Here is a 21,482-nt window from a genome sequence, read left to right on the forward strand (position 1 = left end):
TTTCCCGGGAAAATCAGTCCCAAAATATACTTTTCTGCACAAAAAACATCAGAACCATATGAACTAATCTGGGAAGCCGCGGATACGCGCTGTCTGACGACAGCGGCGCGTCTTCTCAGATCAATTCACATGGTTCTGAAATTATAACATAATAATGTCTGCCTGTCTCGTTTTCCATTCAGCATCCCGGATCCACCGGCGATTCGCAGTCGTTTTTCTCTCCCGGCTCATCCGAATCAGCCATCATCTTCAGATAAGTTCTGGTACTGACGCACATAGCTCTCATCCTCTGCGCTGTAATACCGAATCTGGGATTCCGTTGCGTAATGCATATTCAGCTTCTTCAATGCCGTATCTTTCACATCATCCATCGACAGTGATGCCATGGTTTCCTTGTAATATGCGTCATTATCCGCTTTAAGCTGACTGAGCGCATTCTGCATCGAGGCGATTTCCTCTGTCTGATTGGTCAGATCAGAGCGGAGCTGCAGATAATGAATGCAGAGAAAAACCGTGACGATACATACTGCGGAAAGAAAAAGAACATATCCGGCGCTCATATTCTTCGCCCTGGCGCGGTTGCTCTTCGTCCGCTCACTCACCTTCGGCCTTACCTCCTCAATAATGTCCTCCTCTGTTTCTTCCTCGAAACTTCGGACGGCATTACCGTCTTCATATGATTCCTGCAGTCTGTAGTACTTTGCCGAACCCGATTTTATCGAATTTACCCTTCGTTTTGCATTTGTATATGATTTCGTATTTCTTCTGGCCATTCCTGCTATCCTGTATTCAGGGAAATCATCCTGCGCTTCGCTTCTCGAACACCCTGAGCTTCGCACTCTTCGAACGAGGATTTTCTTCCATTTCTTCTACCGACGGAACGATAGGCTTTCGTGTAACAACAAAACCTTTTGACTTTCTTCCGCATACACATACCGGAAACTGCGGAGGACAGATACACGGGTTTTCATTTCTTTTGAAAATGTTCTTGACGATGCGGTCCTCCAGAGAATGAAACGTAATCACACAGATTCTTCCGCCCTCATTCAGCAGACCGATCATGCTGTCCAGCGAATCCTTCAGAACATCAAGTTCACCGTTAACCTCTATACGGATCGCCTGAAACGTCCGCTTCGCCGGATGTCCGCCTGTCGCTCTCATTCTGGCCGGAATAGAGGCCTTGATGATACCGGCAAGTTCTCCGGTTGTCCGGATCGGTTTTTTCTCCCGCTCCAGACAGATATGTTTGGCGATATTCTCGGCAAATTTCTCCTCACCATAATCACGAATCACTTGATACAACTGCTCTTTGCTGTAGGTGTTTACGACCGTATAAGCAGAAAGCTCACGCCTCTGGTCCATTCTCATGTCCAGTGGGGCGTCTGCCCGGTAGGTAAATCCACGGCTTGAATCATCCAGCTGGTGCGAAGATACACCAAGATCCAGCAATATACCGTCTGCGCCGGCAATGCCCTGATCTGTCAGCATGCTTTTCATCTCGTGATAGTTGCCCCGGAGAATCGTTACCCGATCCTTATATTCCATAAGACGATTCCCGGCCGCCTCAATCGCGTCAGCATCCTGATCAATCCCGATGAGTCTTCCCCCACCTGTAAGACGCTTGCAAACTTCAAATGCGTGTCCGCCACCCCCTAATGTGCCGTCCACGTAGATTCCGTCAGGCTTAATATTCAGATTCTCGATGGTCTCATTTAACAATACCGATTTATGACTGAATTCCATATCCCAGCTCCTGCATCAGACTTCAGATTGACACTCCAATATCCTGCAGTCCCTTCGCAATGGCATCCATGTCTTCGTAATCGTTGTTATCCGCCCACCGGTCCTTGCTCCAGACTTCAATGCGATCCAGGTTCCCGGCCAGAATCACATCCTTTTCCAGACCTGCATATTCCCGCAGCGTACCCGGCACGAGAATTCTCCCCTGCTTGTCCAGTTCACAGCCTGTTGCTCCGCTGACAAAGAAACGGGTGAAGGTTCTTGCATCTTTACTTGTAAGTGGCAATTCGGCCAGTTTCTTCTCGAAGGCTTTCCACGATGCAGCCGGATAGATCGACAGACATCCATCCAATCCTCTTGTCAGGACAAAGTTCTCCCCAAGCTCCTCCCTGAACTTGGATGGGATGATCAGTCTTCCTTTGCTATCAATTGTATGGCTGTACTCACCCATGAACATAGAAACAATAACCTCATTCGTGACTGCGGCAGAGAGCCCTCCACTTCCTCCCCAAGAAGCGTTCTGGTCTCCCTTTTCTACCACAATTCACCACAAATCACCACCTATGTTCCCATTTTAGTCTTGCTCCCCCTAAAAATCAACCGATTTTCGCGAAAATTATGTGAAAAAACCGGCCCCGTTACAGGGCCGGTCTATCTTGTGTTTCGTGTCGACTCTGACACATGATGTAGCGGATGTGCCACTTTCGGTCAGCATCCGCCTTGCCGTGAGTGAAGCGGCGCGCCGGAACATTGCCCCGGAAGGCGATAGCAATGATCAGCCGCCGGAAATCCTGTACATCGTGCCATGCGCCGGAGCAATGACGGCATCCTGTTACAATGCGGCTATGATTCCGGCCGCTCCGAGAAATTCTGTTAAAGGCAATGCCTCCTTCGCATCAATTTCTACTGTCAAATTTGAAATATCAGGAATCAGCTCACATCATCTTCTTTTATCAATTCGGAATATCCGGAATCAGCTCCACATAGTACTGATCAAATTTATCCTTTAGTTTCTCCCGAATCGCGTCACGAATCAGATGCAGATGACGCAAAACCACAACATCCGACTCGCTGTCAATGTAAATCTCCACCCATGTCTTTCGTCCGGTCTGGATAACCTCGAGGAAGTTAATATCACATGAATATTTCCGCAGCTCCTCCTCAGCTACCGCACGTACCTCCTCAACGGTCTCCGGCGGCGCCGAGAACAGCAGAAGATTACGGGTATTCGCCGCAATTTCCCGAATCGGACGGATGATCAGGACAATCGCCATCACCGACGCAATCACCGGATCCATGTAGGGCGTGACAAATGCATACGGCGTTTTTTTCAGGAAAATAGTCAGAAGAAAGGCCAGCGCAAGTCCCGCACTTGTATATACATAGATTTTCCAGGAGTAGATCTCCGCCTCGATGATCATGGACTCATACTTGCGGCTGAGGTGCTTCAGAACCAGGCACATCGCCAGCGTGCCGATGCTCGAAATCATCTCATACAGAAAGACGGCACCGGCATCGATCATCTGGCCTCCGCCGATTATTGTGCGGATATTGTCGTACAGAAGATCGATATCCACAATTACCAGAGCGAGGTACTTCATGATAATAAACAGCGACTCCACCTGTCCGTACCCGTACGGATGCCGTTCCGATGCCGGCTTATAAAGAAACGGAATCAGAACCATCAGCGGTCCGATGAGAATCACGTCGACGAAATCGAAGACAAAGTCCATCAGAACCGCTCTCGAACCCGCGATCAGAAAAATCAGGAACTCGGCGGCAGCAAATGCCACTGTCCCGATAAAAGAGATCCGCATCGCGACCTTTTCAATTTTCAGTTTTTTCTCCTGCATACACAGATGTCTCCAATTTATACCAGCTCACTATACCAGCTCACCGATCACCGGCATCTCAGGCTCCAGGGCTCTTTCAATTCAAATGTGCTCAGTCATCTGCTCCGGCGGTGCCGGCCATTACGCCAGCAAGAACGCTGTCGTGGGCCTGTTTTTCAAAAGCATCCTCCAGCGGTTCCAGATCAAAGCTTCCATATTTCCGTTCCAGCGCCGTTTTCAGCAGGAAATCACAGAACTCCGGGTTCTTCGGCAGCACCGGCCCATGGCTGTAGGAACCGAAAACATTCCTGTAATGCACGCCCTCTGTTCCATCCTCTCCGTTGTTTCCATAACCCTTCAAAACCGTACCGAGCGGTTTCACGCCCTTGCCCAGATATGTTCTGCCGCTGTGATTTTCAAAACCGACAACCGTGCTTCCGCCACAGGAGGCATCCAGCCGGAAGGCATAATTATCAATCATCCGGGTGCTTCCGCCCCTGGTATAAAAATCAACTGCGCCCAGGAACTCACATCTGACTCCGTCATAGGTTTCATAGTAATGTCCGAGCATCTGGTAACCACCGCAGATACACAGAAATGTTTTTCCGTCCTCAATGGCTGAACGGATCGCGTCCGCCTTTCCTGCCTTCAGGTCCTTCAAAAGAACCTCCTGTTCAAAGTCCTGGCCGCCGCCGATAAAGAACAGATCATATTGGGAGAGATCCTCATGATCTCCAAGGCCGACCCGCGTAATGCTCGCGTCAATGCCTCTCCACTCCAGCCGTTTCTGCATGCACCGGATATTTCCGCGGTCTCCGTACAGATTCAGCACTTCCGGATAGAGATGGCAGATTTTCAATTCACTCATAGCTCAACCTTCCTCTCCTTGTCAGCCTTTCCAGAATTCCTGTTTCCCGGTAATCGCTCCGAGCGCCGCCCGAAGAGAAAGCATGGATGTATAATTCGGAAGAATAAATACCGGAACCGTGCTTTTCTTCAGTTTTTCAATCAGCGCCGCGTTATCTGCCACCTTCTCTATGTCCTCTTCCTCAGCGTCCGCGTACTTCAGCCTCAGCCGCATGTCGTCCGCTCTGTCTCCCAGAACGAAAGCATGCATCATATGCGGATCCCGACAGACCTTTTCAAAATCCGCATCCCAGATCCAGGAGATATCATGTCCGTCCGCAGTCCGGTCATTCAGGCAGAAGACCGCCTGGTAATCCTCACCGAGTCCGGAGAGATAAGATAAGGCCTGATTGCACCCGGCCGGATTCTTCACCAGAATCATCTGGACCGGAACTTCTCCGAGCCGGAAGGTTTCCATTCTTCCGAAACTGCTGTGCACATCCGCCAGTGAAGCGATGATCTCCTTACGTTCAAAGCCCGCTGCCTGATACGCGGCAATCGCTGCTGCACCGTTATAGATATTATAGACAGCCGGGAGCCCGATTGTGACCTCCTGCTCCGTCTCTGCGGCGGTGTCTCTGCCCTTGCCTTCCTCTGCCCCGGCAGTGTTACTTCTGTCCCTGCCGCCTTCTGTCCCGTCGGCTGTTCCTCTGATCCTGCCATCTTCTGCGGCGGCGTCCGTACTCCCGTCTGCTCCGAACCGCATCCGCACAACACTCCCTGAGGAAGATACCTTCTCGATCCCGGTCACGGCAACCGCCGGACGGATCCTGCGGTATCCGCATTTCGGACAGCGGAACCCTCCCAGATGCGCATAGGTATGGTAATCATACTCATACTCTGTGCCGCACCGGATACAATATCTTGCGTCAGAAATCTCCACATTTTTCTGTTCTCCGACGGGACAGTCGATACCGAAATACGTCACCGGGTTCGGAACGCCGAGCGCCAGAGATGCCGTCAGGGAATCATCGGCGTTCAGGCAGAGAATCGCGTCCGGAACCAGGCGGATTCCCTTACGTATCTCCTCAAGTGTATGCATGACCTCACCGTACCGGTCAAGCTGATCGCGGAACAGGTTCGTCACGACAATCACCTTCGGATGTATCCTCGGAACCACCTGCTTGAGGGCGCCCTCATCGCATTCAATCACTGCATAGTGCTTTTTCGGTCTGCCTGTCGCCGTCGCGTTCGAGGTAAACTCCGCTGTGACGCCAGGAAGCAGATTTGCCCCGGACTTATTCGCAAGCACCTCTCTGCCGCTGCCCGAAAGCGCGTGATCGATCATATTCGAAGTCGTCGTCTTCCCGTTTGTTCCGGTCACCACAATGATTTCCATGTCCCGGGAAACCGTCTCCAGAATATCACCATCGATCTTCATAGCCAGCCGGCCCGGCGTCGTCGTACCTCCACGGTGCATCATCCGGAGAGCCGTCCTCGATGCCTTGCATGCCCCGACGGCAAGCATGGTTTTTAAAAGATTTGCCATAGTTCTTCTTCCTTATTATATAGTCATGAAAGTACACTTCCCCGTGCAGGTAAGGTGCCTTTTCCCCTGAATAAACGTAAAAAACAACCTTACCATAGCACATGCCCCACACGTTTTCAAGATTTCAGGACGTGATTATTATTTCACACAATCCTTTCATTTCCATGTTAAAATAAAACCGCAGAAAAAAACGTGTATGCCATAATCCAAAACACAGAACATACAGAAACGAGGAACACCATATGGAAATTGAGAGAAAATGGATGGTAAAGGGGTGGCCGGAGAAGCCCCTCCCTCTTCTTTTTGAATATCGGATGCGTCAGGGATATCTCTCGGTCACGCCGACCGTCCGGATCCGGGAGGAATCCAGAAGCGGAGGAGATACGGATTATATTCTCTGCTTCAAATCCTCAGGGACACTTGCCAGAAAGGAGATCGAGCTTTCCATCTCAGAAGACAAATTCCGACAGCTGGAGGATCTCATCCATCTCCCACTGATCCCGAAAATCCGGAGGACATATCTGCTTTCGGACGGCAGCCATCTTGAAGTAAATCATGTCGACGAGGGACAGAAAACAGAATTCTGGTACGCTGAAATCGAATTCCCGACCGTGGAAGCTGCTCTTTCCTGGAAACCGGAAGATACGGATCTTTCCGCCTATCTCAATGACGAAGTCACCGGAAAGCCCGGTCAGAGCATGGGTGCCTACTGGGTTCAGACAAGATGCACTGACACGACAGACGCCGGGCTTAAGCCGCAGAGTGCGGATACGAAGGACGCCGGGCCAAAACCGCAGAGTGCGGATACGAAGGACGCCGGGCCGGAGCCGCAGACCACGGATACGAAGGACGCCGAGCCGAAGCCGCAGACCGCGGATACGGAAGACTCCGTTTACGGAAAATATAAATCCGCGCTGAAGTTTGTGATGGACAGCATGACCGACCGCATCCGCGCCTATAACGACAGTTTTCGTTCCGAAAAGGGCGAAGGTATCTATGAACATCTCAGTGCCAGGATCAAGAGCGAGGAAAGCATGCGTGAGAAATGCAGACGGAAAGGTTTGCCCGAGACACCCGATTCCGCGCTCAATGTCATCACTGATGCAATCGGTATCCGCATCGTGACCCGATTCATCGACGACATCTACGCCATCATACGTCACCTGAAAGCATCCTCTGATCTGACTGTTATAACAGAAAAGGATTACATCCGAAACGCCAAGCCAAACGGTTACCGGAGTTACCATATGATTCTGAAGGCTGCCGTTCCGTATGAGGATGTCCGAGGAAATTTCCCGGGAGAATACTATGTCGAGATTCAGCTCCGGACCATTGCGATGGACATGTGGGCAAGTCTGGAACACCAGCTCAAGTACAAGCAGAATATTTCCAATGCCTCGATGATCACTTCCGAGCTGAAACGGTGTGCGGATGAACTGGCGTCCTGCGACGTCTCCATGCAGACGATCCGCACTCTGATCAACGGAGATGCCACAAAGGAACAGAAGGAAGGAACAAATTAAGATGAAATTATTACTGGCAGAGGATGAACCAGATCTCTCCCGCGCACTGGTCGCGGTTCTTTCACACGCAGGTTACGAAATTGACGCAGTTTATGACGGTGAAGCAGCCGTACAAAAAGCAGCGGCTGCCCCTTATGACTGCATGATCTTTGACATCATGATGCCGAAGATGGACGGTATCGAAGCCCTGAGGGTTCTGCGGAGTCGTGGCAACGTGACGCCCGTCATCATGCTCACGGCGAAGGCAGAAATTGACGACCGTATCACCGGTCTGGACGCCGGTGCAGACGACTATCTGACCAAACCCTTTGCAATGGGCGAGCTTCTCGCCCGGATCCGCTCACTCACCCGCCGCTCCGAGTCCTACACTCCAAAGCAGCTTCGCCTCGGAGATGTCACGCTGAATACCGATGAGCAGGAGCTCTCCAGTCACAACTCCATACGCCTGGCCGGCAAAGAGACAAAGATGATGGAATTTTTCATGCTGAACGCAGGAAAAGAGCTGACGACGCAGGAACTCCTCGACCATATCTGGAGCGATAATACTGATAAGGATCCGGAGATCGTATGGGTATATGTCTGCTATCTGCGCAACAAGCTTCAGGCAATCCGGGCAGATATCGAAATCGCCGGTGAACACGGCGGAACCTACGTGCTGCGTCAATTCAGATAATCAGCGAAGCGGGCCGACCGCCCCAGGCACGTAAATAAACGCGCAAGCGGCACGTAATGGAATGTGTCCCGGCAGCGAGCCACACCCGCTGACACAAAGTGTGAAGCGGTGGGGTGAACGCAAAGTCGGTTATCTGTGGGATTGCGGGAGTGCAAAGCGCGGAGCAATTCCGCAGCTTATACTGTATGTGGCGCAATTTATCGTATGGCATTTTACTTTGAAAGGGAGTCCGGAATGATCAAGAAATTACAGCACCAGTTCATCCTTTATTCTACCCTTGCCATCATCATCCTGATGGTTCTTCTGCTCATCCCCGTCAACCTGTTCAATTATCTGAACAGATCGTCCGATATACACGATGAGCTGCAATATATCGCGGACAACGGCGGCGAGCTTCCATCCATCACGCTGAATGAATACAAAGATTATCTGAAAAAAAACGATCCGGACTACCACGATTACGATGCCTCCCCGGATGTCTCCTCCGAAAGCGGAACAGTGTTCGGCTCTTCGTCTTCAGCATCCGGAAGTACCGGAATCACCATCAACATTGACTCTCTCCTGTACAGGCTTCGCGAGTATTTCCGTGCCCTCAAGATCGGTTCAGACGGCACAAAGACAGAATATCTGGAGCTGACCCCCGAGAGCAGCTATCAAATCCGGTATTTTTCCGCAATCTTTGATGCAGACGGTCACATTCTCACCATGAAAAACGACCATATTTCCTCACTCACCGAGGAGGAGACCCGCAGCTTTGCCGAGTCCTGCTACGCATCCGGTCAGAACAGCGGAATGATCCATTACAACCAGATGATCTATTCCTATTACGGACAGCCCGCCGTAGACGGAACCTATATTCTCGTTTTCATGGATTCCACAAACGATTATCGTTCTTTTCAGATGTTCTCCCGGTACTCGATCATCTTCGCCATATTCTGCACGATTGTTTTTCTGATTATCATCACCTTCATCTCGCGGAAAGTCGTACAGCCCATCGCCCGCAACATCGAAAGCCAGAAACAGTTCATCACCAATGCCGGACACGAGCTGAAGACGCCCCTCACCGTGATTTCCGCCAATGCCGAGGTCCTGGAGATGATCAACGGAAAAAATGAGTGGACCACCAGCATCCGCAACCAGGTTTCCCGCCTGACCGGACTTGTGAACAACCTGATCACACTTACCAGGATGCAGGAAACCAGTTTCAAGCATCCGGAAGACATGAATCTGTCAGCAGTCTCAAGACAATCCGCAGAAAACTTCCGGCCGGTCATCGAACAGCAGGGCAAGCATCTCGAAACCGTGATCGACGACGAGCTTCACTTTACCGGAGATCAGAGTGCACTCTCAGAGCTGTTCAATATCCTACTGGACAACGCCGCGAAATATTGTGACGAAGGCGGCACCGTCTTCCTCACCCTGCACCCGAGAAATCACGGCAAGGGCATCCACCTCACCGTAACCAATACCTACGCAGATGGCGAAGGTACAGATTACACCCGCTTTTTCGACCGTTTTTACCGCGAGGACACCTCACACAACAGCAAAAAATCCGGCTACGGCATCGGTCTTTCCATGGCAAAGCAGATCATAGAAAACCACCACGGCAAGATCTTCATCAGCTACAAGAAACCGGATATCTCCTTCCACGTAACTCTTTGAGACTTTTCCCGGCTGAAGAAGGCAGCAGATTCCTGACAACTGCCCGCCTGTTCACACAACGAGATAAAACACGCTGCGCGAGTTTTATCTCGCTATCGCGACGCTCGCCGCACACGAATACTTCGCATTCGGCTGCGGCTCACTGTTCGCGTAAAAAAATCTCCCGAAGTCTGGCCTGATCTTAAAAAGGCCCTCTTCGGGAGATTGCTTTATACATTGAAACGGAAAATAATCACATCGCCGTCCTTTACGACGTAATCCTTGCCCTCCATGCGGACCAGGCCCTTTTCACGTGCCGCCGCGTACGAACCGCAGTCCAGAAGCTCCTTGTAATTAATGACCTCCGCCTTGATGAAGCCGCGCTCAAAGTCGGTGTGAATTTTTCCGGCCGCCTGCGGTGCCTTTGTGCCGATTCGTATGGTCCACGCACGGGTCTCGTCCTCACCTCCGGTCAGGAAGCTCATCAGACCGAGCGTGCGGTAGGAGGCCTGAATCAGCTTGTCCATTCCGGATGATTTCACGCCGAGGTCCTCAAGGAACATCTCCTTATCCTCATCGCTCATCTCGGACATCTCCGCCTCGATCTCCGCACTCACCACGAAGACCTCGCTGTTCTTCGCCTTCGCGTACTCCCGCACCGCCTGAACATGGGGATTGGAAGCGCCGTCGTCCGCAAGATCGTCCTCCGCGACATTCGCCGCATAGATCACCGGTTTCGCGGTAAGGAGATTCAGCTCATTAAAGGCGGTCAAAACGCTCTCCTCGTCCCGGTAAGGTTCCAGATCAAACGAAATCGCGTCCTTGCCATCCTCCAGATGCGCCTTCAGGGCCAGAAGCATCTCCAGCTCCGTCTTGACGGATTTGTCACCGATACGGGCCGCCTTGGTTGTCTTCGCGATTCTTCTCTCCAGTACCTCGAGATCCGCGAAGATCAGCTCCAGATCGATGGTCTCGATATCACGGGTCGGATCAACACTTCCATCTACATGAATGACATTCGGATCCTCGAAGCATCTGACAACATGAACAATCGCGTCGCACTCACGGATATTCGCGAGGAACTGATTGCCCAGGCCTTCTCCCTTCGATGCGCCCTTTACCAGACCGGCGATATCCACGAACTCGACAACTGCCGGTGTCACCTTCTTGGAATGAAAGAAGTCGCCAAGCAGCTTCAGTCTCTCATCCGGAACAGGCACAACGCCGACATTTGGATCAATGGTGCAGAACGGATAGTTTGCCATTTCTGCCCCTGCCTGGGTCAGCGCATTAAACAGAGTGCTTTTACCAACATTCGGAAGTCCGACGATACCTAGTTTCATTTTCTTCTATATCTCCTTAAAAATCCTTATATTTACGGGCTTTTGGCTCCTTGCTAAATTTATCGGGTGCCACAACAAGCGCCACGAGACAGATCGTCCTTGGCCTTAGATTGCGAATTCCGGCAGATGAAAAAGAGTAATCCCCGTCTGATAGATCGTCGGGATTCTGCAGCCTTCCTCCGCTATATCAATAAAGACCTTCTGACAACGAGATAAAACACGCTGCGCGAGTTTTATCTCGCTATCGTGACGCTCGCCGCACACGAATACTTCGCATTCGGCTGCGGCTCACTGTTCGCGTAAATGAACAGGCTTCTCCTCCGTCGGAGAAGCCCTCATAGAAATTTTAGCGATAATATTGTACACTAATCGCGGATCATTTGCAATGTTGCTTCATTTTCAGGATTTGGAAATACTGCCATATATCTCTCCACTCCTCAGTGTTCAAAATGCCTGCTTACATCTTCCAGAAAATCGATGATGTGAAGATGCTGAGGGCAGACGCTCTCGCACTGTCCGCATTTGATACAGTCAGACGCCTTTCCGTGTCTCTCCGCAACCTCCTGATAATTGGTAAAGTTCACGGTCCATCCCTTTTCCGCAAGGTTTTCGCGCATATCCTCATTGTATAAAGAAAAATATTCCGGGATAGCTATATGCTTCGGGCATCCGTCCGTACAATAATGGCAGCCAGTACACGGAACTGTAATCTGACTGTTAATAATGTCTCCAGCCTTGAAGCAGAGTGCCTTCTCTTCTTCCGTCAGAGGCTCAAAATCCTGCATAAAGGAGGTATTGTCCTCTACCTGTTCAATATTTGACATACCGGAGAGCACGACCATGACATTCGGGAGACTTGCGGCAAAACGAATCGCATAGCTGGGAACGGACAGAGATGGATCGTGATCTTTGAACAGCTGCTCCGCTTCGGCCGGAATCTTTGCAAGTGTTCCTCCTTTCACAGGCTCCATCACAATCACCGGCTTGCCAAATTTTTCACACACCTCATAGCACCGCCTCGAGTTAATCCATTCGGACTCCCAGTCCAGATAATTGATCTGAAGCTGAACAAATTCCATTTCCGGATGTTTCGTCAGCAGCTCTTCCAGCAACTCCGGCGTATCATGGAAGGAGAAACCAATGTGTCTGACAAGGCCGACTTCCTTCTTCTGAACCAGCCAGTTCCACACATCAAATGTGTCGATATGCTTTATCATGCCGTGACCAACGCCGTGAATCAGATAATAGTCAAAATACTCAACGCCACATTTTTCCAGCTGCTTAAAGAAAATCTCATCTCTTTCTTCCATCGTGTTGTAAAAAGCCGCGTGCAATTTCGTTGCAAGAGTATAATTTTCTCTCGGATAACGATCCGAAAGGCATGTCTTTACAGCATATTCACTGGCAAAATCGTTGTACATCCACGCGGTATCAAAATAGGTGAACCCCCTTTGCATAAAGATATCCACCATCTTTTTCACCTGTTCGATATCGATATCCGCAGGATTCTGCGGATCCATATGCGGAAGCCGCATCAGGCCAAAGCCGAGTTTCTTTTCTGGTTTAAAATTCATATTCTGTCACCTCCCATTCAAGTCATTGCAATCTTTCATCAAAAGCCATTCAACCGCGTCCTAAAGTCATATCCCGATTCATCCGAACCTATGTAACTACGTTGTTTTGATCTCGGCATCTTCCCAAAAGACTTCCACGGCATCCCGGTTTTCTACTTGTATCATATCATATTTGCACTTGCGGGATCATCAGAAATCTGTCTCCCGATATTTCTTTCTGTATAAAATGCTCACGTTCCACTAAGACGGCAAGAATTGGGTGAATACAAAATAACGCCCAGGGATTTCAGTAACCCTGAGCGCCTTGACCGCAACAAAAATCTGCGATTTCTGATTCTCAAATTTCATACAAATTGCCGGATATCAGGCGTTTGTGGGGAACAGAAGTCTGCGGTTTCCGATCCTCAGATATCGAGTGCCGCATGATAGCCCCAGTACACCGCATTTGTAATGGTGGAAACTCTGGACGCATCGCCGATTACACGGACGAAGGGAGCGGTGTCCATCAGGGCCTCCACAACATCAGTCCGGGATCTCTGGCCGAGCGCGCAGATCACGGTGTCACCGGGAACCAGAACCTTCTCTCCGGCCTTTGTCTCACAGAGGATTCCCTCTTTTGTGACCTCGAGTCCCTTGTAACCGGTATGGACCGTACAATATTTATCAATCTGTGCCATCAGCAGAGGACGGTGGCGGACGTTTGCGTCCGGCGCAAGCATATCCCGCATCTCAACGATCTCGACATGCTTTCCCTCCTGCCCGAGATGAACGGCACACTCACAGCCCGCGAGTCCGCCGCCGAATACAACGACATGATCCGTACAGCGCTCTTTTTCCAGATAATAGTTGTTGACCACAATGACGTTTGCTCCGTTTTCCCCGCGCAGCCCCGGAATCGGAGGTACGAGAGGTGTGGAGCCGACCGCAATGATCAGCGCGTCCGGCGCCTCGCTGTCGACATACTCCGGCGTCACCTCGACACCGGTACGGATCTCAACTCCCGCCTTCTCGCAGAGCAGCCGGTATGTTCCGGAGAGCTGGTACATCTCATACTTGAACGGGAGCGCCTGTTCCGATTTCAGAATGCCGCCGACTTCTTTTTCCTTCTCACAGAGGACCACCTGATGTCCCCGTCTCGCAGCGGTATAAGCCGCATACAGACCGCCCGGGCCGCCGCCTGCCACGAGAACCTTTTTCTTTACCGGTGCGGGCTGGATCTCATCGCCTTCCAGTTCTCTTCCGATCAGCGGATTGACCGTACAGCGTCTTGTAGACGTAGCCGCCCGCTCCGCCATACACGTAAAGCACCGCAGACACCGCACGATCTCATCCTCTCTGCCCTCGTTGATTTTTCTCGGAAGGAAGGGATCGGCCAGAAGGGCGCGTCCCATATACACGATATCCGCTTTTCCCGAAGCAATGATCTCCTCCATTTGCGCCGGGTCGTTCAGGCCTCCGATCGTAGCTACCGGCTTATGCACATGCTTCCGGATCTCTGCCGCCAGATACACGTTGCGTCCGTGGTCCTCGAACATTGACGGATGCGTGATGCCGAACGTCTTCTGATAGGTGCCGGCCGACACGTGTATGATATCCGCATAGGGCTCGATCGCCTGTGCAATACGGACACCTTCATCAAGGCCATATCCGCCCTCCGTGAACTCAGCGCCGCTCATTCGAAATTCAACAGGGAAGAACGGGCCTACCGCCTCTCTCACCGACTGAAGAACCTCCACAGCAAACCGGGTGCGGTTTTCCAGTGACCCGCCATATTCATCTGTCCGATGATTGAACAGGGGAGACAGAAACTGATTGATCAGCCAGCCGTGCCCGCCATGAATCATGATCATTTCAAAACCCGCGCGCTTTGCCAGTCCTGCCACATGCCCGTACGCTGCCACAATGTCTTCAATCATTTCCTTTGTCAGAGCCTTCACCTGCACGCCGTCTCCGCGAACGGTATCCGAGGGCCCCCACTGATGCAGATCGTGCTGCTTCTTCTTATCTGTCATGTAGGTGCCGGCAAACATACCAGAGTGCGACAGTTCCAGACTCGGAATCCCGCCATGCCTGCGGATTGCATCCGCCGTATAGGTTGCGCAGGCCAGGGAGTTCAGAATAGACTCATCGAGATGATAGGCGTGCGATCCGTCCGTCTGTGGGTGAACCATGCACTCACTTACCGTGACCGCCGCTGCGCCTCCCTTGGAACGCAGCTCATAAAAAGCCGTGGATTTTGGTCCGATGCAGCCGTCATTCGTGATATCCGTTCCACCCATAGGTGCGGAAAACATACGGTTGCGAAAGGTAGTTCTGCCGATCGTGATTGGTTTGCAGAGATTCGGGTATTTTCTGGTTCTCATAACATCCTCCTGTACACTCATTTCAGATTGATGGCGCGATATCGTTAACAAATTAACTAAATCTATCTTACATCGCCTTCCCGGCTTCCGCCATCAACCAGACTCATACGAGTAGAAACTATTTTTTTCATCCCTTCATAATGATTGTATGGTTTTTGTCTGAAAAAGTATAAACTCATCCTTATCTGGGGTATAATGCAGAAAGACAGATCCCGTCATACAAGAATGAGACGCACCCAGGAAATGGGCATCATGTAAGAAGGAAACATGCTCAGCGAATGGACATCATGTAAGAAGGAGGCATACTCAGGGAATGGATACAAAAACGCTTCGTTATTTCTGTGCCTGCTATGAAACCGGAAGTTTGAACAAAGCTTCCGAACGTTTTTATATTTCCCCGCAGGGTATGGGAAAAAATCTGAACCGCCTGGAGGATGAGCTCGGCGTGGTTCTCTTTCGCCGGTCATCGGCAGGGCTCATTCCCACCAAGAGCGGGGATTACCTGTACAGGCACAGCCGCGAGCTGCTGTACCGGCTGCAGGATCTTGAAATGGAGATGAAGCGAATGGATTTCTCCCGCCGCTCTCTCCGGGTCGGTTTCGCCTGCGGCGTCATCCGGGCTCTTCAATCCGTCCCCGCGCTGCGGACGCTGAATCAGAAGCTGATCGGATCAGAGAGCGTGGAATGGACAGAGGATTTCAATCAGAACATCAAAGATCTGCTCCTGGGCGGCAAAATCGACACCGCCTATGTAGTCGATCATTTTCGCTCCCCCATGGTGCATGAGCAGAAAATCTTCGAGACGAGACTCTGTGCCGTGGTTCCTCAGGGGCATCCGCTGTATGATAGAGATGTACTGTCATTCGTGGATCTCCAGGAAGAGAAGCTGATCACGCTCAACGAGAAATTCAGTATTTTTCACTCCATCGTCACCAAATGTCAGGAGCTCGGCTTTGTGCCACAGATCTCCATCCGTACAATGGAGAGCTCACTAATTTATCTGTTCGTATCCAGACAGCACGGCATCGGCATCGATGTAAACCTTCATGCCTCCGAAATCCGGCAGGAGAATATCCGGTGCATCGAAATTGCAGACTCCATCCCCTGGGCCATCTATGCAGCGACACTAAAGACCCCGGCGTCCTCCGGGCCCACAGGCAGTTCCGCTTCCTGAGTGTTCGTATTCGCATTTCTCTTCGTCGGCGTCTGCCTCTTTCAGGCATGCATTTACGGCCATCTGCCTGCCTCAGACATGCATCGCCAGCGCCAGAACAGAATCTGTATTCATAGCCGCCCGTTCGCCTGCCTCAGACATGTATCGCCAGCCACAACAGAATCTGTATTCATAGCCGCCCGTTCGCCTGCCTCAGACATGCATCGCCAGCCAGAACAAAACCGCATCCCGGAAATTCCTGGGGTTCATTCCGGTCTTCCCGGCGATCCGGTTCAGCCTCTGCTGAACGGTGTTGACATGCAGGAAAAGCTTCTCCGCGGCCGCCTTCAGAGACATGTCCGAGTCATAGTAAGTCTTCAGAAAGTCAACCTCCGAGGACTTCAACCCTCCCAGCACCTTCGTTCTGTATTCCTCTCTCACCGCATCACTCATCCCTGAAAGAAGGATCTCCAGCTTCAGATCATCAAACGCGACGAGATCCTTCCCGGTCCCGCGTATGGAGCTAATGGCGATGACTGCATCCCGCCAGGAATCGCCGCACTTTTCAAAACTCTTGTCACTGCCGACCCCCATCTGAAGGATCTGATGATGATCCGATGCAAAACGGCGGAATACTGACTGATAATTCTTGTATGACTCCGACCGTATGAGTCCGGCGAACCGGTTCGGGTAGATATAGGTGCAGACTTCTTCCCCGATCCGGTTGAAAAAAGCTCTTACCTTCTGCTCCAGAAGAGAGATGTTCACCAGATTATAACGAGTATTTATCTCGATACACAGCATGCGGTATCTGCCCTTCGGGTCTACATGAAACTCCTTCAGGCAGCTGTCAAAATAAGCGCGGTTTTCGAAATCCTCATTTTGAATACAGCGGATCAGATAGGCTCGCCGCTCATCTGTACTCCGGTACATCTCTCCGATTTCCTGCTCATGCAGGAGAAGCGCCGAGATCCTTTCCGCAAGATGCGCGTACTTCCGGGCCTCGGAGGGCTCTGCTGTAATGCCGATCACCGCGATTACAGAGTTATGATAATAGATCGGAATATTGATTCCCTTTCTTGTACCCGAATAATCCTCGTTGCTGTCCACCTCTATGGTCTCTCCACTCTCTGCAGCTTTTCTTCCGATTTCGTGGAACATACCGATACGCTCCGGATCCGTTGACGCGGTGATTTTCCCCTCCGGACTGATAAAATTAATGTTGTATCCGCACACATCATGTATGGTATCCACCATCTGCTGCGCCAGACGGTGCCGTATCAGACTCTTCATGTTCTCAGCTTTCTCCTCTTTTTCCTTTTTTCATGTCTGTAAATCGCGTCTGCCAGATTGGGTCTGTCAGATAGCGTTTGCTAGATCCGGTCTGCCAGATAGCGTTTGTTAGATCCGGCTTGCCAGATAGCGTTTGTTAGATCCGGCCTGCCAGATCGAGTTTGTCAGATCAGATCTGTTAAACATGATATATAATCACATTTTATCGTTAAATTTATGTTATCTATAACATAGCATACCCGGATACTTTTTTCTATAATCAGCTTATAAAACAAGTGCGGAACAGCAGCCCGGAGGTTCCGAAGGCGATCGGAAAAGTCCGGGGACAGATACACAACACAGACGAATTACCTTCGGAAATTTATGAACAGACGAAAGGAGTATTGATATGAAAATTGTGACCGCCATAGATTCATTCAAGGGAAGCATGACTTCGATCGAAGCGGGAAATGCTTTTGCGGAGGGCTTTCATCGGGTGTATCCCGACGCGGAAATTGCCGTGCGGCCGCTTGCGGACGGCGGAGAGGGAACAGTTGAAGCCCTGACAAAGGGAATGAACGGACACCTTGAGCATGTCACGGTCACCGGACCATTCGGAGAGCCGGTTGACTGTCCCTATGGGATCATCCGTGATTCCATAACTGCGGTGATCGAAATGAGCGGAGCCGCGGGCATCACTCTGGTCCCGGCCGAAGAACTGAACCCGCTTTCGGCAACCACATACGGCGTCGGCGAGGTGATTGCGGATGCCATTCGAAAAGGCTGCCGTCGCTTTATCATCGGAATCGGAGGAAGCGCGACGAATGACGGCGGCGCCGGCATGCTTCAGGCCCTCGGCTTCGGACTGCTGGACAGCAATGGCAAAGAAATTTCACGCGGCGCCCGGGGACTCATGAATCTTGCTGTGATAACGGAGGAGCATGTCCTCCCCGAGCTGGCAGAATGCACCTTCCGCATCGCCTGCGATGTCACAAATCCGCTGTGCGGCAGCAACGGATGCAGTGCCGTCTTCGGCCCGCAGAAGGGAGCACGTCCGGAGGATATCCGGAATATGGATCGCTGGCTCGCCCGATATGCCGAAATTTCCAAAGCCCTTCATCCGGACGCTGATCCGGATTTTCCCGGAACCGGAGCTGCCGGCGGTATGGGCTTTGCCTTCCGCACTTTTCTGCCCGCCGAGCTTCAGTCCGGCATCCGGATTGTTCTTGAGGAGACCCGTCTCGAATCATACCTCGCGGACGCGGATCTGATCATTACCGGAGAAGGCAGGCTCGATGCCCAGACTGCCATGGGCAAGGTGCCGGTCGGAGTCGCAAATCTTGCCAAAGCACATGGGAAACCCGTCATCGCCTTTGCCGGAAGCGTCACAGACGACGCATGTGCCTGCAACGAATGCGGCATCGATGCCTTCTTCCCGATCGTACGCGGTGTCACGACTCTGGAAGAAGCCTGTGAACCTGAGAACGCCAAAAAAAATATGGCTGCTGCGGCCGAACAGGCGGCACGCCTCATAAAACTGCAGATAGCGAAGGGGTAATTCTCCGGATATCACCGCCAAACCCGAAACATCAGAACCATCTCATAAGACCTGAAGGATTTGCAGGCACTCTCCCGGACGCAGAACGGGAGATGCTTAAGTATCCCGCTGCTGCATACAAAACTTTCTGACCATCCCAACGGATACCATATAAGGAGGCAAGGCAATGACATACACATTTTCAACTGCAGGGGCGCTGATCGGAATGGCGCTCGCAATTTTTCTCATCATCCGGAAATTCCATCCGGCCTACAGCCTGATCATCGGCGCTCTGGTCGGCGGGCTGATCGGCTCCGGCGGAAATCTGGGTGTTACCGTAGACTCCATGATGACCGGGGCGGGGAGCATGATTACCTCCGTTCTCCGGATCATGACCTCCGGCATTCTCGCCGGCGCGCTCATCCGGACTGGATCCGCTGAAAAAATCGCACAGGTCATCGTCCGGAAGCTTGGAAGCCGCAGAGCGCTCTTTGCGGTAGCCCTGGCCACGATGATCATCTGCGCGGTCGGCGTATTTATCGATATTTCCGTAATCACCGTTGCCCCAATTGCGCTCGCGATCGGTGAGGAAGCCGGATACAACAAGCAGTCACTGCTCCTGGCGATGATCGGAGGCGGAAAGGCCGGCAACATCATTTCCCCGAACCCGAATACCATCGCGGTTTCGGAGGCTTTTAAGATCAATCTGACTTCTCTGATCACGAGAAACATCATTCCGGCGATCTGCGCCCTGATTGTGACGGTCATTCTGTCCGGAATTCTTGCCGGAAAGAACGGACTTCCGGTAACAGAATCGGATCTTGAATCGACCGATTCCCGCAGCCTGCCCTCCTTTGCGCAGGCAATTGCCGGCCCTCTCACCGTAATTGTGCTGCTCGCGCTTCGTCAGGCAGGAATTACGATAGACCCGATGATCGCTCTTCCGGTCGGTGGACTCGTCTGCGCGTTTGCGACAGGCACGGTGAAGAAATTCGGCGAATTTTCCTCCTTTGGACTGGATAAGGTAACCGGTGTCTCCATACTGCTTCTCGGTACAGGTACCATTGCCGGCATCATCAAGGCATCCGCTCTTCAGGCAGATGTCGTGACTGTACTGAACTTCTTCCACATGCCCGCCTTCCTGCTTGCACCGATCGCCGGCATCCTCATGGCAGGCGCTACAGCCTCCACCACAGCAGGCGCTACCGTTGCCGCGCAGACCTTCTCAAAGGTCCTTATCTCCAGCGGAATTCCGGCCGTCTCTGCCGGCGCAATGATTCATGCCGGAGCAACAGTCATCGATTCCCTGCCACACGGATCCTTCTTCCATGCAACCGGCGGTGCCGTGAACATGCAGATCCCGGACCGCATGAAGCTGATCGCGTATGAGGCACTCGTCGGACTGACAAGCACTATCGCAGCTGTGATCGTATACCTCGTCGCCTGACCGGATAAATTGCTGCTCTTCGTCGCCTGACTGGATCTTTCATCAATGATGTCTCTTCGTCAGCTGACTAAATCATTTATCAACTGCAGTTCTTCGTCACCTGATTGAACGAGATAAAACACGCTGCGCGAGTTTTATCTCGCTATCGCGACGCTCGCCGCACACGAATACTTCGCATTCGGCTGCGGCTCACTGTTCGCGTAAATCAAAAAAATACCTGTCCGCTCAAGGAGCATTTCTCCGGCGGACAGGTATTTTTCTTTGATGTTTTCCATCATCGCATTATTTTTTCCATTGCCTTACCTTTTGCCAGCTCATCAACCAGCTTGTCCAGATACCGGATCTTCTGCATTAACGGATCTTTGATTTCCTGGACCTTGATTCCGCACACACTGCCTGTAATCAGATGGCAATTCGGATTCATCTGCGGAGCCTCTTCAAAAAATGTCCGGTAATCGACTTCTTTTTTCAACTGCTCCTGCAGCTCTCCTTCTCCATATCCTGTCAGCCAGCAGATGATTTCATCCACCTCTTGCCTTGTCCTGCCTTTACGCTCAGCCTTCGCCACGAGCAGCGGGTATACCTTGGAAAATTTCATGGCAAATACTTTTTCATTATCCATTTGATCCACTTCCTTCATGCACGATTTTCCATCTGGTGACGCCAGAGAGATTGTCCTGAATCACAAAATACCATCCGGAAGTCTGGAAATCAATATATATTTCTCTTTGAAAAATCGAGTAGGAGGCGGTGACTAACCGCCGTCCTCTCACAACACCGTACGTACCGTTCGGTATACGGCGCCTTCAATAGTTGAGATAACGTGCACAGACTGATAGGCCGTGGCTAAATCATAGAAGCCACTGTTTATCAGTCTCTCTTTTGTCATAGCCATATTGACTGCGACTGTATGCGTCGTGAACCAATGGCCTCTTCGGCTGTTCCCAGCCTGCCATGCTAAGTCCTCGGGCACGCCCATCTTAATCAGA

The 21,482-nt window shown here is 51.5% G+C and carries 17 protein-coding genes and 1 pseudogene; 6 read left to right on the forward strand and 12 right to left on the reverse strand.

What is annotated here, in order from left to right:
• Window positions 1–236 precede the first annotated feature (236 nt).
• The 6 genes from ACTQZS_RS09955 to ACTQZS_RS09980 all read right to left on the reverse strand — a co-directional run bounded on the left by ACTQZS_RS09955 (window position 237) and on the right by ACTQZS_RS09980 (window position 5,967).
• Complete coding sequence (locus ACTQZS_RS09955) at window positions 237–773, reverse strand: hypothetical protein (protein WP_441475664.1); 537 nt, start codon at window positions 771–773, stop codon at window positions 237–239.
• A 25-nt stretch (window positions 774–798) separates the two neighbouring features.
• A complete protein-coding gene (gene rsmH, locus ACTQZS_RS09960; protein WP_441475665.1) occupies window positions 799–1,743 on the reverse strand; it encodes a 16S rRNA (cytosine(1402)-N(4))-methyltransferase RsmH in 945 nt (314 codons plus the stop codon).
• Window positions 1,744–1,765: 22 nt separating this feature from the next.
• Window positions 1,766–2,197, reverse strand: a complete 432-nt coding sequence (gene mraZ / locus ACTQZS_RS09965; protein WP_441098926.1) for a division/cell wall cluster transcriptional repressor MraZ — start codon at window positions 2,195–2,197, stop codon at window positions 1,766–1,768.
• 496 nt (window positions 2,198–2,693) lie between these two features.
• Window positions 2,694–3,593, reverse strand: a complete 900-nt coding sequence (locus ACTQZS_RS09970) for a cation diffusion facilitator family transporter (RefSeq protein WP_441475666.1) — start codon at window positions 3,591–3,593, stop codon at window positions 2,694–2,696.
• A gap of 91 nt (window positions 3,594–3,684) precedes the next feature.
• Window positions 3,685–4,440 (reverse strand): type 1 glutamine amidotransferase, encoded by a 756-nt coding sequence (locus tag ACTQZS_RS09975; protein ID WP_441475667.1) that lies wholly within the window; start codon window positions 4,438–4,440, stop codon window positions 3,685–3,687.
• 21 nt (window positions 4,441–4,461) lie between these two features.
• Window positions 4,462–5,967, reverse strand: a complete 1,506-nt coding sequence (locus ACTQZS_RS09980; protein WP_441475668.1) for a MurT ligase domain-containing protein — start codon at window positions 5,965–5,967, stop codon at window positions 4,462–4,464.
• Between the two features lie 242 nt (window positions 5,968–6,209).
• On the opposite strand from ACTQZS_RS09980, the gene ACTQZS_RS09985 reads away from it, so the two are divergent.
• The 3 genes from ACTQZS_RS09985 to ACTQZS_RS09995 all read left to right on the forward strand — a co-directional run bounded on the left by ACTQZS_RS09985 (window position 6,210) and on the right by ACTQZS_RS09995 (window position 9,825).
• The gene (locus tag ACTQZS_RS09985; protein ID WP_441475669.1) at window positions 6,210–7,490 is read left to right on the forward strand and encodes a hypothetical protein; all 1,281 of its coding nucleotides are present in this window, start codon (window positions 6,210–6,212) and stop codon (window positions 7,488–7,490) included.
• A 1-nt stretch (window position 7,491) separates the two neighbouring features.
• Window positions 7,492–8,163, forward strand: a complete 672-nt coding sequence (locus ACTQZS_RS09990) for a response regulator transcription factor (RefSeq protein WP_441098781.1) — start codon at window positions 7,492–7,494, stop codon at window positions 8,161–8,163.
• Window positions 8,164–8,397: 234 nt separating this feature from the next.
• Window positions 8,398–9,825: a sensor histidine kinase gene (locus ACTQZS_RS09995; RefSeq protein WP_441475670.1), complete on the forward strand. Its 1,428-nt coding sequence runs from the start codon at window positions 8,398–8,400 to the stop codon at window positions 9,823–9,825.
• 209 nt (window positions 9,826–10,034) lie between these two features.
• Here the strand turns inward: ACTQZS_RS09995 and ychF are convergent, their stop codons facing one another.
• The 3 genes from ychF to ACTQZS_RS10010 all read right to left on the reverse strand — a co-directional run bounded on the left by ychF (window position 10,035) and on the right by ACTQZS_RS10010 (window position 15,084).
• The gene (gene ychF / locus ACTQZS_RS10000; RefSeq protein WP_441475671.1) at window positions 10,035–11,147 is read right to left on the reverse strand and encodes a redox-regulated ATPase YchF; all 1,113 of its coding nucleotides are present in this window, start codon (window positions 11,145–11,147) and stop codon (window positions 10,035–10,037) included.
• 437 nt (window positions 11,148–11,584) lie between these two features.
• Entirely contained in the window at window positions 11,585–12,721 is a 1,137-nt protein-coding gene (locus ACTQZS_RS10005; RefSeq protein ID WP_441475672.1) for an aldo/keto reductase, read from the reverse strand.
• Window positions 12,722–13,125: 404 nt separating this feature from the next.
• Window positions 13,126–15,084 (reverse strand): oxidoreductase, encoded by a 1,959-nt coding sequence (locus ACTQZS_RS10010; protein ID WP_441475673.1) that lies wholly within the window; start codon window positions 15,082–15,084, stop codon window positions 13,126–13,128.
• A gap of 313 nt (window positions 15,085–15,397) precedes the next feature.
• Here ACTQZS_RS10010 and ACTQZS_RS10015 point away from each other — a divergent pair, with 313 nt between their 5' ends.
• Window positions 15,398–16,258, forward strand: coding sequence for a LysR family transcriptional regulator (locus tag ACTQZS_RS10015; protein WP_441475674.1), 861 nt, complete (start codon window positions 15,398–15,400; stop codon window positions 16,256–16,258).
• Between the two features lie 192 nt (window positions 16,259–16,450).
• Here ACTQZS_RS10015 and ACTQZS_RS10020 read toward each other — a convergent pair whose 3' ends face one another.
• Window positions 16,451–17,530 carry a CdaR family transcriptional regulator gene (locus ACTQZS_RS10020; protein WP_441475675.1) on the reverse strand — a complete coding sequence of 360 codons (1,080 nt, stop codon included), beginning with the start codon at window positions 17,528–17,530 and terminating at the stop codon, window positions 16,451–16,453.
• A 388-nt stretch (window positions 17,531–17,918) separates the two neighbouring features.
• Here ACTQZS_RS10020 and ACTQZS_RS10025 point away from each other — a divergent pair, with 388 nt between their 5' ends.
• Complete coding sequence (locus ACTQZS_RS10025; protein WP_441475676.1) at window positions 17,919–19,067, forward strand: glycerate kinase; 1,149 nt, start codon at window positions 17,919–17,921, stop codon at window positions 19,065–19,067.
• A gap of 166 nt (window positions 19,068–19,233) precedes the next feature.
• A complete protein-coding gene (locus tag ACTQZS_RS10030; protein ID WP_441475677.1) occupies window positions 19,234–20,493 on the forward strand; it encodes a GntP family permease in 1,260 nt (419 codons plus the stop codon).
• Between the two features lie 274 nt (window positions 20,494–20,767).
• Here the strand turns inward: ACTQZS_RS10030 and ACTQZS_RS10035 are convergent, their stop codons facing one another.
• Both ACTQZS_RS10035 and ACTQZS_RS10040 read right to left on the reverse strand, forming a co-directional pair.
• Window positions 20,768–21,115, reverse strand: a complete 348-nt coding sequence (locus ACTQZS_RS10035) for a DUF2200 domain-containing protein (protein ID WP_441098793.1) — start codon at window positions 21,113–21,115, stop codon at window positions 20,768–20,770.
• 147 nt (window positions 21,116–21,262) lie between these two features.
• A pseudogene (locus ACTQZS_RS10040) lies at window positions 21,263–21,482 on the reverse strand (hypothetical protein); the annotation flags it as partial.

It is taken from the genome of Bilifractor sp. LCP19S3_H10 (assembly GCF_052119185.1).
In the GTDB taxonomy this organism is placed as follows: domain Bacteria; phylum Bacillota; class Clostridia; order Lachnospirales; family Lachnospiraceae; genus Bilifractor.

Coding starts and splice junctions, on each gene's coding strand:
- ACTQZS_RS09955 (WP_441475664.1), bottom strand. CDS start 773: ATGGCCAGAAGAAATACGAAATCATATACAAATGCAAAACGAAGGGTA.
- rsmH (WP_441475665.1), bottom strand. CDS start 1,743: ATGGAATTCAGTCATAAATCGGTATTGTTAAATGAGACCATCGAGAAT.
- mraZ (WP_441098926.1), bottom strand. CDS start 2,197: ATGTTCATGGGTGAGTACAGCCATACAATTGATAGCAAAGGAAGACTG.
- ACTQZS_RS09970 (WP_441475666.1), bottom strand. CDS start 3,593: ATGCAGGAGAAAAAACTGAAAATTGAAAAGGTCGCGATGCGGATCTCT.
- ACTQZS_RS09975 (WP_441475667.1), bottom strand. CDS start 4,440: ATGAGTGAATTGAAAATCTGCCATCTCTATCCGGAAGTGCTGAATCTG.
- ACTQZS_RS09980 (WP_441475668.1), bottom strand. CDS start 5,967: ATGGCAAATCTTTTAAAAACCATGCTTGCCGTCGGGGCATGCAAGGCA.
- ACTQZS_RS09985 (WP_441475669.1), top strand. CDS start 6,210: ATGGAAATTGAGAGAAAATGGATGGTAAAGGGGTGGCCGGAGAAGCCC.
- ACTQZS_RS09990 (WP_441098781.1), top strand. CDS start 7,492: ATGAAATTATTACTGGCAGAGGATGAACCAGATCTCTCCCGCGCACTG.
- ACTQZS_RS09995 (WP_441475670.1), top strand. CDS start 8,398: ATGATCAAGAAATTACAGCACCAGTTCATCCTTTATTCTACCCTTGCC.
- ychF (WP_441475671.1), bottom strand. CDS start 11,147: ATGAAACTAGGTATCGTCGGACTTCCGAATGTTGGTAAAAGCACTCTG.
- ACTQZS_RS10005 (WP_441475672.1), bottom strand. CDS start 12,721: ATGAATTTTAAACCAGAAAAGAAACTCGGCTTTGGCCTGATGCGGCTT.
- ACTQZS_RS10010 (WP_441475673.1), bottom strand. CDS start 15,084: ATGAGAACCAGAAAATACCCGAATCTCTGCAAACCAATCACGATCGGC.
- ACTQZS_RS10015 (WP_441475674.1), top strand. CDS start 15,398: ATGGATACAAAAACGCTTCGTTATTTCTGTGCCTGCTATGAAACCGGA.
- ACTQZS_RS10020 (WP_441475675.1), bottom strand. CDS start 17,530: ATGAAGAGTCTGATACGGCACCGTCTGGCGCAGCAGATGGTGGATACC.
- ACTQZS_RS10025 (WP_441475676.1), top strand. CDS start 17,919: ATGAAAATTGTGACCGCCATAGATTCATTCAAGGGAAGCATGACTTCG.
- ACTQZS_RS10030 (WP_441475677.1), top strand. CDS start 19,234: ATGACATACACATTTTCAACTGCAGGGGCGCTGATCGGAATGGCGCTC.
- ACTQZS_RS10035 (WP_441098793.1), bottom strand. CDS start 21,115: ATGGATAATGAAAAAGTATTTGCCATGAAATTTTCCAAGGTATACCCG.